The organism is Ruegeria sp. Alg231-54 (genome assembly GCF_900143525.1).
Lineage (GTDB): Bacteria > Pseudomonadota > Alphaproteobacteria > Rhodobacterales > Rhodobacteraceae > Ruegeria.
The window spans coordinates 748,413-761,069 of the sequence record NZ_FREZ01000001.1; the positions used below are offsets into that span (position 1 = coordinate 748,413).

At 59.1% G+C, this 12,657-nt stretch carries 9 protein-coding genes; 1 reads left to right on the forward strand and 8 read right to left on the reverse strand.

All coding sequences use genetic code 11. From position 1 onward, the window contains the following. Positions 1-37: 37 nt before the first annotated feature. Complete coding sequence (locus tag DHN12_RS03725) at positions 38-940, forward strand: DMT family transporter (protein WP_108859107.1); 903 nt, start codon at positions 38-40, stop codon at positions 938-940. Here DHN12_RS03725 and glmM read toward each other — a convergent pair. The 8 genes from glmM to gltS form a co-directional block, all read right to left on the reverse strand. Then, entirely contained in the window at positions 937-2,280 is a 1,344-nt protein-coding gene (gene glmM, locus DHN12_RS03730) for a phosphoglucosamine mutase (protein WP_108858915.1), read from the reverse strand. The genes DHN12_RS03725 and glmM overlap by 4 nt on opposite strands. 34 nt (positions 2,281-2,314) lie before the next feature. Beyond that, a complete protein-coding gene (gene folP, locus DHN12_RS03735; RefSeq protein ID WP_108858916.1) occupies positions 2,315-3,313 on the reverse strand; it encodes a dihydropteroate synthase in 999 nt (332 codons plus the stop codon). Then, complete coding sequence (locus DHN12_RS03740) at positions 3,310-4,230, reverse strand: dihydroneopterin aldolase (RefSeq protein WP_108858917.1); 921 nt, start codon at positions 4,228-4,230, stop codon at positions 3,310-3,312. Before DHN12_RS03740 ends, folP begins: the two co-directional genes overlap by 4 nt. Before the next feature lie 103 nt (positions 4,231-4,333). Then, positions 4,334-5,704, reverse strand: coding sequence for a multicopper oxidase family protein (locus tag DHN12_RS03745; RefSeq protein WP_108858918.1), 1,371 nt, complete (start codon positions 5,702-5,704; stop codon positions 4,334-4,336). A 73-nt stretch (positions 5,705-5,777) separates the two neighbouring features. Further along, on the reverse strand, positions 5,778-6,419 hold the full coding sequence (locus tag DHN12_RS03750) for a cell wall hydrolase (protein ID WP_108858919.1): 642 nt from the start codon (positions 6,417-6,419) through the stop codon (positions 5,778-5,780). A 186-nt stretch (positions 6,420-6,605) separates the two neighbouring features. Then, positions 6,606-9,167, reverse strand: coding sequence for a putative PEP-binding protein (locus tag DHN12_RS03755; protein ID WP_108858920.1), 2,562 nt, complete (start codon positions 9,165-9,167; stop codon positions 6,606-6,608). 43 nt (positions 9,168-9,210) lie between these two features. Next, on the reverse strand, positions 9,211-11,430 hold the full coding sequence (glyS, locus tag DHN12_RS03760) for a glycine--tRNA ligase subunit beta (RefSeq protein ID WP_108858921.1): 2,220 nt from the start codon (positions 11,428-11,430) through the stop codon (positions 9,211-9,213). Between the two features lie 9 nt (positions 11,431-11,439). Then, entirely contained in the window at positions 11,440-12,654 is a 1,215-nt protein-coding gene (gltS, locus tag DHN12_RS03765; protein ID WP_108858922.1) for a sodium/glutamate symporter, read from the reverse strand. Positions 12,655-12,657: the final 3 nt, after the last annotated feature.

A 12,657-nucleotide genomic window follows, 5' to 3' on the forward strand; every position in this document is an offset into this window, starting at 1 on the left:
CCGCCCTTTTTTGGCCAAGCCTCAAGGCGAAACTAAGATGGTCCAGCACCCCACATCCCGCGATTGGAGCGGTGTTATCACCCTCGGCCTGATCTGGGGCGGGACGTTCATGGTCGTTGCCATGGCACTGGAAGGGTACGGACCTATCACCGTCGCCACCGCGCGCACTACGTTGGGTGCCATGATGTTGCTGGGGTTGATGGCGGTCACAAACCGCAAGCTACCTTCCGGATCCGCCGCCCTTTGGACCTCGGTCATTGTGATCGGTATCTTGTCGTCTGCCCTGCCCTTTGTTTTGCTAAGCTGGGGACAGCAATACGTGCCTTCGGCCTTTGCCGGCCTGTCGATGGCCGCGATTCCGCTGATGGTTCTGCCGCTGGCACATTTCTTTTCAGACGAGCCTTTGAACCTGAGAAAACTGGTGGGCGTGACCCTTGGATTCAGCGGTGCGTTGGTGTTGATTGGCCCCGGTTTGGCGCAACTTGGCCACGGTTCAGAACCTCTGGCGCAGCTAGCATGCATCGGGGCCGCCTTGTGTTATTCCCTGGCGTCGATCTTCACCCGTCAATGTCCGCCCATTGATCCTGTGGTTCTGGCCGCCCTAACCCTGCTGGTCGGCGCAGTAATCCTGCTGCCGATCATGTTCGTGACTGAAGGCGTCCCGACATGGGAAGGTACCCGCCCAAGCATTGCCATCATCGTTTTGGGGTTGGTCCCTACGGCATTCGCAACACTGCTGCGCGTATCCGTCATTCGCAGCGCAGGATCGGTGTTCATGACACTCGTTAACTACCAAGTGCCAATCTGGTCGATGGTGTTCGGCGCATGGGTGCTGTCCGAGGCGTTGCCGCTGCGCTTTTTCGTGGCGCTGGCTATGATCCTGACCGGGCTGGCCATCAGTCAGTGGTTCAGCCTGCGAAAGATGCTAACCGGGCGCTAGCCTGTGACGGCCTCGACCTCGGCAACGATGCCGTCGACAACCTGGGTCAGCAGCGCGTCATCTTCACATTCCGCCATGACGCGGATCAGAGGTTCCGTACCCGACTTGCGGATCAGCAATCGCCCCTGCCCGTTCAGCCGCGCCTCGGCGTCAGAAATTGCAGCCTGCACGCTGGCGGCCTCAAGCGGGGCTTGTCCTTCGCCGTAGCGCACGTTCTTCAGCATTTGCGGTACGGTTTCGAACTGCACCGACAATTCCGATGCTTTGCGACCCGTATGAACCATCTCTGCCAGGAAATGGAGGCCCGCCATCAGGCCGTCGCCTGTGGTCGCGTAATCGCTCATGACGATATGTCCTGATTGTTCGCCGCCCAGATTGAACCCGCCTTCGCGCATCCGTTCAACGACATAGCGGTCCCCGACGCCGGTGCGTTCCAGACGCAAGCCATGGCTTTCAAGATGACGTTCCAGGCCAAGGTTCGACATAACCGTTGCAACCAGCGCGCCGCCTTTCAGGCGGTCTGCCTCAGCCCAACTGGTCGCCAAAAGCGCCATTAACTGGTCGCCGTCTGCGACTTGGCCATTCTCGTCGATCACAACGACGCGATCGGCGTCACCGTCCAGACAAATCCCGACATCTGCACCATGGGCCACGACAGTTTCGGCAGCCATCTGCGGTTTGGTCGAGCCACAGTTGAGGTTGATATTCTTACCATTAGGCGTGATGCCGACCGGGATCACCTCGGCACCCAATTCCCACAAAACCTCGGGCGCCGTGCGGTGCGCGGCCCCATTGGCGCAATCGACTACAACTTTTAGCCCGTCTAAACGCAAGTCACGCGACAGCGAAGATTTGACGCGCTCACCATATCGGAACCGCGCATCATCCACCCGTCTGGCACGGCCGATATTCCGTGCCTGCGCAGGTTTGACACCTTCTTCGATCAGCCTTTCAATCTCGAGTTCCGCCTGATCAGACAGCTTGTATCCGTCAGGACCAAAGAACTTGATACCGTTGTCCTCGGCCGGGTTATGGCTGGCCGAGATCATCACCCCAAGATCCGCGCGCATCGACCGTGTCATCAGACCGACAGCGGGCGTCGGAACCGGCCCAAGCAGCAACACGTTCATCCCGGTCGAAGTCAATCCGGCCGTGAGGGCGTTTTCCACCATATAGCCAGACAGGCGCGTATCTTTACCGATCACAACGCGGTGGACGTCGGATTGGTCACGGCGGAAGTAACGGCCAGCGGCGGCCCCGATGCGCAATGCCATTTCGGCCGTGATTGGATGGGTATTGGCGGTCCCCCGCACCCCATCGGTTCCGAACAGCTTGCGCATAATGTCACTCCGTCATTTCTTGCCTGCCTCCGCCTTACCGGACGGCGGCCCAAAGGCGCAAGGCCTGAGCGGTTTCTGCAACATCGTGCACACGCAGAATCTGAACGCCTTGTGACAATCCAGCCAGCCCGACGGCGATTGATCCCGGCGCGCGGGCGTCCTTGCGCGGCTCTTTGCCAATTTGCCCGATCATACCTTTTCGGGACACGCCCAACAGGATCGGGCAACCCAAACCGTGAAACAGACTGATCCCCTTCAACAAGGCCAAGTTGTGCGCCTCGGTCTTGCCAAACCCTATGCCCGGATCAACAATAATCTGATCCCGATCTAACCCGAGATATTCGAGACGATCCACCTGACCCTCAAGGAAATCGTAGACATCCAGCAGAACGTCGTCATAGGTCGGGTTGTCCTGCATCGTGCCCGGGTCGCCCTGCATGTGCATCACACAAACCGGGGCACCAACTTTTACACAAAACGGTGCCACCTGTGGATCAAAGGTAAAGCCGGTTACGTCGTTGATCAGCCCTGCTCCGGCCTCCCACGCTGCTTTGGCGACGGCGGATTTGCGCGTATCGATGGATATTAACGCATCAGTGCGGGATTTGATGGCTTCGATCAGGGGGCGGGTCCGGGCGATCTCTTCATCTTCGGGCACGAAGGTTGCTCCGGGTCGCGTCGATTCGCCGCCAATATCCAGAATGGTTGCATCTTGTGACACCATCTGTTCAGCCGCAGATTGGGCCGCGCTGACCGAATTGTGCACACCGCCATCCGAGAAACTGTCTGGGGTCGCATTCAGAATGCCCATAATGTGCGGACGATCCATGGCAAGGCCCGCAACATCGGTACGCGGACGCGTCAGACGGTCCAGCGCATCGTCTGGCACATCCTGCACAGCAATGACCCTTGGGGGCTCTTCACGGCTTAACCGTTCGACATGGGTAAACCACAGCGGTTGGCCCGCAATTTGGACAGCCCCCGACGGACGGTTCGGACCATGCTGAACCAAAGGTCGAAAATACGCGGTCACAGTTGCGCCTGGTCCACCGAGATCGCACGCAACGGGGTTTCCGGGGCGTCGGGCAGCGCGCCGCCGATCACCATCATCTCGCTCGCCTCAAAAGTGGCAGCAAACCATGCGGCCAGCGCGACAGCATCCGAAGGTGCCGCCGATTGGCCGTCAACAGCATCCAGTACAATTTTTGAGGGTGCCCAGACGCAAATCTGGCCATTCTTCATGGCCCAATCCAGCTCGGTCCGCGTTGAAACGACAACGCAGCGGTGATCGCGGGCAGCCAAAACCCAAGCGTTCTGTTCAATCGACAACAGATCAATTCGGCGTTGGGTCATCGCGTGGCCAGTCTGTGAAACAGGCATATCCGCCGCGCCGACACATAGGATCAACGGGCGTTCACGATTTTCCAGCTGATCGATCCACCCGGTCAGATTTGACGATGCGATGGCCTCGTTCGACAGGAAAGCCAGTCGGGGATGCGGGCGCTCTTCCTCGACGACATCGTGGTGAGTCTTGTCTTTTCCGCGCACAATCTCAACACCCAAGGCGCCGGGACCGCGATCAAGTTTTTCTATTCTGACAAAAGCTCTTACGGCCTGCGGTTCAAGTAAAATTCGCTCGGCCACCCGGTCTGCTAAAGTCTCAAGCAGGTTAAGACGTTCCGCCGCAAGCTCATACGCGATCGCCTCAGTCACCCGGTCGTAGGACAGGATGCGATCCACGTCATCGTCGATGGGATCGGTCAGCGGGCGAACCTCGACCACGATGTTAAAACAGATACGCTGGGTCGTTCCACGCTCGGCCTGAAACGCGCCGATTTCAACCTCGACGATATGGTCACGCAGAGAAATACGATCCAACGGCCCCCGGGCAGCGGTCGCTTCGGACCGCTCGGACGGGTGCGCAAAGGCAAGACGGATTTCAGAGCTCATACAGGCGGACCTTTTCGGGCTTTGTGGACGTATTTGCCCAAAATAAACGATGCGCGGGCGTATAACACCGCAACATGCGTCTTTCCAGCCATCGAATGCGGCGTCAGGTTACGCGGAACCAGCTCATCATACCCGAAGCAGCGTGTCCCAGCATATGGCAATGCAGCAGCCAGTCTCCCGGATTGTCCGCGACCAACGCGATCTGACGGGTCTGGCCCCGGTCCACCAGTACAGTGTCGCGCCAAGGCCCCAAACTGCCATCCGGCAGGATGAGCCGGAAGTGGTGACCATGCAGGTGCATGGCATGAGGGAAAACGGTTTCGTTCACAAACTCGATCCGGTGCACCTGACCCAGACGCGCATCCAGAAACGGGTCCTTGGGTCGCTCCGCGTATCCGTTCAACGCCCAGAACCGGCCCAATTGAGCCAGCTCACGGCCTGTCAGGTCCTGATCACCAAGCTTGGCCCCTTCCAGCCATCGCATCGCGCCGCCCTGCAGGGACATGCGATGCAGCGGTGCCTGATCATACTGAAATTCAGGCATATTGTTCGCAGGCAATGGTTCAATACCCTGCCTTTGCGATGTGGACGCTTCGGAAACTTGAAAGCGTACCAAGCCATAGCCGCCATCCCGCTCGATACTTGCGAGACCCGCGACATCTCCGGACGCGGACGTCACATCCACGACAAGGTCTGCCCGTTGTGCGGGCGCAAGTGGGAATCTCTCCTCTACAGGCAATGGAACTGCCAGAGGCATGCCATCCAGCGCCACGATCCAACCTGCCAGCCCGTCCAACGCCAAATCAAATATCCGAGCGTTCGATGCATTGATCAGACGCAATCGCAATCGTTCCCCCGATCCAACAGGATAAGCCGGATCAAAGCCGCCGTTGACGGACACCAGATTACCCAGCCGCCCCGCATGGCTAAGGTCGTGTCCATTGTCAAAATCGTCCGCGATATGCGCGGTTTCAGGGTCTAGCCGCCAATCGTCCAGCATCAGCGTCAGATCCTGATCAACATCCGGCGGGCTAGATTCTTCAACGATCAGGGGTCCATAGAGACCTCGGGCGACTTGTTCGGTAGACCGGTTATGCGAGTGATACCAATAAGTTCCTGCATCGGGCGCAACAAAGTCATAGTCGAAGGATTGACCCGTCTCGACAGCGTCCTGCGTCAATCCGGGCACGCCATCCATTGCGTTGTCGATCCGGATCCCGTGCCAATGCACTGCCGTCGGTTGAGACAGGTTGTTTATCAGCTTGCGGCTAACGCGTCCCCCCTGAGGCAACCGGATGTCGACACCGGGAACGCGACCGCCATAGGTCCAAACCGGCGTAGCTGGATATCCGTCAGGCGCAATCTGTTGCACCGCTTCTTGCGCGACCAGATCAGAGCTGACCGCATGCGCTACCTTTGGCAGCAGGGCAAGCGCGGTCGAAGTTTGCAGAAACCGTCTGCGGGACAACATCATGGCGGACCTCCTGGCCCGCTACATAAGGCAGAAAACGCCCCGCGCCATCAAGGTTCCAGCGCGGGCGCGTCAATCAGTTGCTCGCGGTCCGATAGTTGTGGCGGTAGAAAATGTGAACGCCGATCCGGGCCGTTTCTTTGTAGACGCGCGACCATGACGGGCGCACCGCCTTGGTGTGGTAATGGGTCGCCCCTTCGGTCAGCCCGACGCCAACGCCGTCCATTGCCGCGCGGGCAACCTTAGACACACGCTCATAGGCTCTTTTCTCGCGGATAACTTCTTTCTGACCATCGCAGGTGTAGGTGAACTGGCATTGGTACTTCTTACCGGTTCCCTGCTTGATCACCCCGCACAGCGAACTTGGAAAGCGGCTACTTTTGACCCGATTCAGGATCACCTCGGCCACGGCAAACTGACCGCGAACGCTTTCGCCGCGCGCTTCAAAGTAAAGCGCCTCAGCCAGACATTTGAAATTCTCGTCACCAGCGGCAGTCGGCAGTTGATCCAGCCAATCCTTGGAATAGGACACCTGTTGCAGCACAGGTTCTTTACGTGGCTTGAACAGGCCCAAGTAGTCGCGAAACTTTTGCCCGGGCAATTCGCTCCGGGTTACCAGTTCGCGTTTGGCAGATTCGGTGGCTTCCCTCTCGGCGACGGAAACACTCGGCAGCACGGTTGCTGCCAATGTGGCAACAGCCAATATGTATCGTAGCATCAGATAACCTCGCACAGGCACAATTAGCGCCAGACCCTCCCCCGGCGGGCGCGATGAGGCTCATACCGAATTCAAACGGCGACGTCCAGTTCTGACGGAAAAGCAAGTGGAAAATCGCCGTTTCGTCAACAATATTTGACGACGGCGCTTTCTGTTACCTACTAATTCTAGAGTGCCGCCCTTCTGTCAACCCCCAAGTCTGGACGAAATCGCCAGTTGAGCGGCAGCCAGCCGAGCGACAGGTACTCGGAAGGGTGAACAGGACACGTAGTCAAAGCCCAATTCTCGGCAAATGGCGATTGATTCGGGGTTACCGCCATGTTCGCCGCAAACCGACAACGTCACTTCCGGTTGTGCTTGCCTGCCGCGTTCAGCCCCCAGTTTAAGCAATTCGCCAACTCCGTCCGCGTCCAACACATGAAACGGGTCTTCGACAAAGACACCCTGCCGGACATAAGCCGACATGAACCGGCCTGCGTCATCGCGGGACAAGCCATAGGTCATCTGCGTCAGATCGTTCGTTCCGAAACTTAAAAACGCGGTTTGCGGCGCGATTTCGGCCGCCCGCAAACAGGCCCGAGGGGTTTCGACCATCACGCCTAGCCGATACTCAAATTCCTGCCCGCGTTCACCGGCGACGGCTGCTGCCACAGAATCGATGCGCGCCTTGACCAGTTCGACCTCGCGCTTGGCGGATACCAGCGGGATCATCACCTCGGGCACCACCGGTGCGCCGTCTTTGCTGGCTTCAAGCGTCGCCTCGAAAATCGCACGCGCCTGCATGTCGTAGATTTCGGGAACCGTCACACCCAGACGTACGCCGCGCAGGCCCAGCATCGGGTTATATTCGGTCATGGCGTCGACCCTGCGTTCGACATCTGAGACCGGCAGGTCTAGCGCTTCGGCAAGTTCGCGTTGGCCGGTGCGCGTGGTTGGAAGAAACTCGTGCAACGGTGGATCGAACAGACGGATACAGACAGGCTGTCCCTCCATGATCCGGAAAAGCTGCGCGAAGTCATCGCGCTGCATCGGCAACAAGCGTTCCAACACCGCTTCGCGACCGGATGAGGTCTGCGCAAAGATCATTTCGCGCATTACGATCAGACGACCGGGGTCAAAGAACATGTGCTCGGTCCGACACAACCCGATCCCTTGCGCCATGAAGTTCCGCGCTGTTTGTGCGTCTGCGGGTGTGTCCGCGTTGGCGCGAATTGCAATGTCCCGTTCTGCGTCCGCCCACCCCATCAGGGTCTGAAAACAATCATCCAGCGCGGCCTCGAGCATCGTCGGCCTCCCCGCCAACACCTGACCCGAGCTGCCGTCGATGGTCAATGTGTCGCCTGTTTTGAAAACCCGCCCGTCGGGAGCCATCAGCTGTTTTTTCTTTGTCTGAAACCGCATCTCGGACGCGCCGACGATGCACGGCAGGCCCAAACCCCGGCCAATCACGGCCGCGTGGCTGGTCATGCCGCCCTTTTCCGTCAGGACCGCCACGGCGGCATGCATACCGCGCACATCTTCCGGGGAGGTTTCACGGCGCACCAAAATGCACGGCTCTCCCCGCGCGGCGCTTGCCTGAGCCTCGGCCGAGGTGAAAACGATTTTGCCGGTCGCAGCACCCGGACTGGCGGCAATTCCGGTGGTCAGGGTGTCGCGTTCCGCATCAGGGTGAACCTGCCGGTGCAACAGCTCGTTCAGGGAATGTGGATCAACCCGCATTACAGCCTCTTGCGGAGGAATGATCCCGTCTTCGGCCAGGCGCACAGCGATCCGCATCGCCGCGCGTGCGCTGCGTTGAACCCGGACACCATCCAAAATGTGAACGTGGCCGTTTTCAATCACGAACTCGACCTGCATTTCCTCGCGCAGCTTGACCCGCATCAGCGCCGCATGCGTTTTGAGGTCCGCAAATGCCTTGGGCGCGACCTCCTCCAGGGACTTTCCGCGCGGATCCTTTTCCAGGTACAGCGCCGCGACGCCTTCCCCCAGCGCATCCCGCCCCTGACTTTGGCTCAGATACCGACCGGTGATCTGAGGCAATCCAGTAGTCGGATCAATTAGTTGCAGCACACCCGATCCGCACTCGCCCTGCCCAACGCCGGGGATCATCTCTTGGATCACCAAACCCAGACCCGCGTCCGCCGGCGCCCCCTTTGCCTGACGCAACAATCGCGCCGAGGTGCCCTCCCATGCGCGTGCCATCGAACGCAGCACGGCAATCAGCTGCTCTCCGCGATCCTGTGGAAAGGCTTCGTCCGTCTCATCTTCGTAAGCCCTCAGAGATTCCTGCAGCCCCTCACGGCCATCTGCGTCAATCTCGTCAAACACATCTGGGTCCAGCCGCGCAACATGAACCGCGTAGCTTTGGACAAAGCGCAGATACAACGCAGCCGCGGCCTCAACCCCCATCGAATCCGACAGGTCGACATAGCGCGCGTCATTCATGCCGATGTTCAGGATGGCACCCGGGCCGCCCCAATCGGGATCTTCGGAACTGGGCCGGACACACAGCAGCGCGGTCTGATCAAATTGCTCAAGAACAGCAGCTAAATCCGGCACCTGGCCGTCCGATATCTGATGCACCGCATCAAACGACAACGCGACCGTTCGTGGAACCGGCAGTTCCAGACGAACCAGACGTTGCAGACATTTCGCCCGCCCGCCATGCGTGTTGGCGGCAACGGGCGCTTCGGACGTGATAAGCGTAGTATGCGGATTATTCTGCACTGCGGCACCTTTTGATTTCACCGCAGCATAAGCCCCTGCACCAATGGCGCAAGGGCGTTCTGGATCAGCCTTCGATGCGGCTCAGATCAGCAACACTGGAGCAGACCTGACGGATCTGGCTTAGCAGGTTCAGGCGGTTACGGCGCAGGATGTCATTGTCGGTATTGACCTGAACATCCTCAAAAAACGCATCCACCGGGCCGCGCAGGCCGGCCATGGCCGACATGGCTGCCGGAAAGTCTTCGGCCTTCAACGCCAGGTCAATCTTGGCCTGTGCAGTTTCCAACGCGCCGAACAGAGCCTTTTCGCTGTCGGTCTCCGCAAACTTGATATCTGCGCCATAGGAATACTCGACCCCGTCCTTCTCCTCGGCCTGGGTCAGGATGTTGTTGGCGCGCTTGAACCCCTGCACGAGGTTTTCGCCATCCTCAGTCGCGATCACGGCATTCAGCGCGCGGGCACGTTTGACCAGCAGGTTGAGGTCATCATTGCCGTCCATCGCGATGCAGGCGTCGATGATGTCGTGGCGAATGCCCTCGTCGCGGAGGAAGGTTTTGAGTCGGTCGTGGAAGAAGGAGAGGAGATCGTCGGACGCGTCCGGGACTTTCTTCTCCAACCCCAGAAATTCATCGGTCGGCTTGTCGCCGAGATTGTCTTTGACCGCTTTGAACGCTGCACCGAAGACGCCGTGATCCGCGATTTCTTCCAGCAGGTCCTCGACATCTGATTTCGGCAACGCGTCATTGATGGCACCCTCTGCCCGGACCAATTGGCTATCAAAGAACCGATCCAATCTTAGACGCAAATCATTTTCGAGTATCAATCGCGTCACGCCCAACGCCGCGCGGCGTAAGGCAAACGGGTCTTTCGATCCCGTGGGCTTCTCCTCAATCGCCCAGAACCCGGTCAGCGTGTCCAACTTGTCGGCCAGCGCCACAGTTACAGACAACGGCGCGATGGGCACATCATCCGACGGCCCCAACGGCGAGTAATGTTCCTGCGCCACGGCGGCAACGGCGGTGTCCTCGCCGGCGGCTTCGACGTAATATCGACCCATAAGCCCCTGAAGTTCCGGGAATTCATAGACCATCTCGGAACTCAGATCGGCCTTTGCCAGACGCGCGGCTTTCTCGGCCTGATCAGCATCTGCTCCGGTCACCGAGGCCAATTCGCGGGCAAGCGCCGCGATGCGGTCGATCCGCTCGGCTTGATTTCCCAGCTTGTTGTGGAAGGTCACATTCTCCAGCGCGAAGGTCCATTGGGCGATGTCCGATTTGGCAACGCGCAGGTCGTTCTCCCAAAAGAACTTGGCATCCGCCAGACGCGCCGACAGCACCTTTTGGTTTCCGGCCAGAATGGTCGCGCCGTTGTCGGTGGTTTCGCGGTTGGCCACGGTGATGAAGCGTTCAATCCGGCCCGTTTTGGGGTTCTTCACGGAAAAGAACTTCTGGTGCTCTTTCATCGAGGTTTGCAGAACCTCGGGCGGCAGTTCCAGAAACTCGTCATCGATCTGACCCATCAGAACCACGGGCCATTCGACTAGACCAGCGACCTCGGCCAGCAGGCCCTTGTCGTCAACGACCTCAAGCCCTGCCGCGAAGGCAAGGTTCTGGGCGTCGTTCCAGATGTGCTCTGCGCGCTCCGCAGGCGACAGCACCACAAACGCGCGTTTCAGTTTTGCGGCGTAATCCTCGAAGGACGAGACCGCAAAGCGACCCGGCGCCATGAAACGGTGACCTTCGGTGGTGTCGCCGGTCTTGATGTCTTCGATCTCCATCGGCACGACCTGCGCGCCAGCCTCATCGGTCAGGATGCACAGGATCGAGTGCAGCGGACGCACCCAGCGCAGACCGCCATTGCCCCAGCGCATGGATTTCGGCCAGGGGAAATTGCGGATCGTCACCTCAATCACCTCGGCCACAATCTCGGCCGCAGGGCGGCCGGGCTTTTCGATGGTGGCGAAGTAAACCGCGCCCTTGGGTGTTTCACGCTCTTCCAGTTGATCGCGGGTCAAACCTGCGCCCCGCAGAAACCCTTCGATGGCTTTGTCCGGCGCGCCAACTTTCGGACCCTTGCGTTCTTCGCTGATCATCGGGCTTTCCGCCAGCAGCCCTTCAACCGCCAGTGTCAGGCGGCGCGGCGTCGTCAGAGAGGCAGCAGAGGCATAGGTCAAACCGGCCTCGACCAAACCATCGGTGATCCGCTTTTTCAGGTCATCGCCGGCACGGGTCTGCATGCGCGCGGGGATTTCCTCGGAAAACAATTCGATCAGCAGGTCGGGCATATTCGGTCCTTAGAAATTGACGATCGTCTGTATGACGATGGCATTAGCGATATCCACAAAGAATGCGGATACAAGGGGCAGCACGATAAAGGCAATAGGAGATGGGCCATATCGCTTGGTGACGGCGGTCATATTGGCAATTGCAGTCGGGGTGGCGCCAAGAGCGAACCCCCCGAAACCAGCGGCCAGAACGGCAGCGCGGTAGTTGCTGCCCATGACCGGGAACAGAACCCAGATCACAAAGGCCACTGCAAACAGGGTTTGGGCCGACATGATGACCACGATCGCCAGACCCAGTTCCGCGATGGTCCAAAGCTGCAGGCTCATCAGTGACATCGCCAAAAACGCGCCCAGCGAGAATTCCGAGATCAGCGCCAGTGAGGGTGTACGTTCGATCGATGGACGGCTGGGGAAAAACGTTGCCCGCAGATTTGCAATTACGATGCCCATGATCAGACAGGGCACAAACAGGGGCAGCTTCAGGCCAGCGGCACTGATCACCTCCCCCAAGAAATACCCCGCGATGATCGCCAGATTGAGATACAACAAGACCCGCATGATTGTGACATGGTCGATCTTTACTGCCGTTTCGTCGGAATCGATCGGCAGGCCGACGGTGTGGTCCTCATCCGGACGCGCGGGGCTGAGGTTGCGCCCCTCAACCAAAAGCCTTGCGATCGGCCCGCCAATCAAAGCGGCCAGCACCAGCCCGAGGGTAGCAACGGCAACCCCCAACTCGGTCGCGCCGTCCAGACCGGTGGCCTCGGCCACCTCGGGTGCCCAGGCAATTGCGGTTCCGTGGCCGCCGATCAAGGATGCCGAACCGAACAGAACACCGGCCTGCGCCGGATAGCCGAACATAGACGCCCCAATCGCCCCGATCCCGTTTTGTGCAACAATCGTCGCCAAAGTCAGGATCAAAAGTAAAAACAGAGGCTTGCCGCCTGATATCAGGTCAGAGAGCCGTGCGTTCAAACCGATGCCCGCAAAGAACACCACCAACAGAAAATCCCGTGTAGCAAGGTCAAAGGACAGCTCAAGATCGAAGGCCAGATACAACAGCAGCACGACCAGTGAGGCCAGCAGACCACCCGTGACAGGTTCGGGAATGTTAAACTGGCGTAATGCGGTGACGCGCGCGTTGATCTCGACCCCCAAAAGATACACCGCAAAGCCCAACGTAGCGGTGAGGAAATCAGGTATCTGCAGGGTCTCGGCGGTCATCAT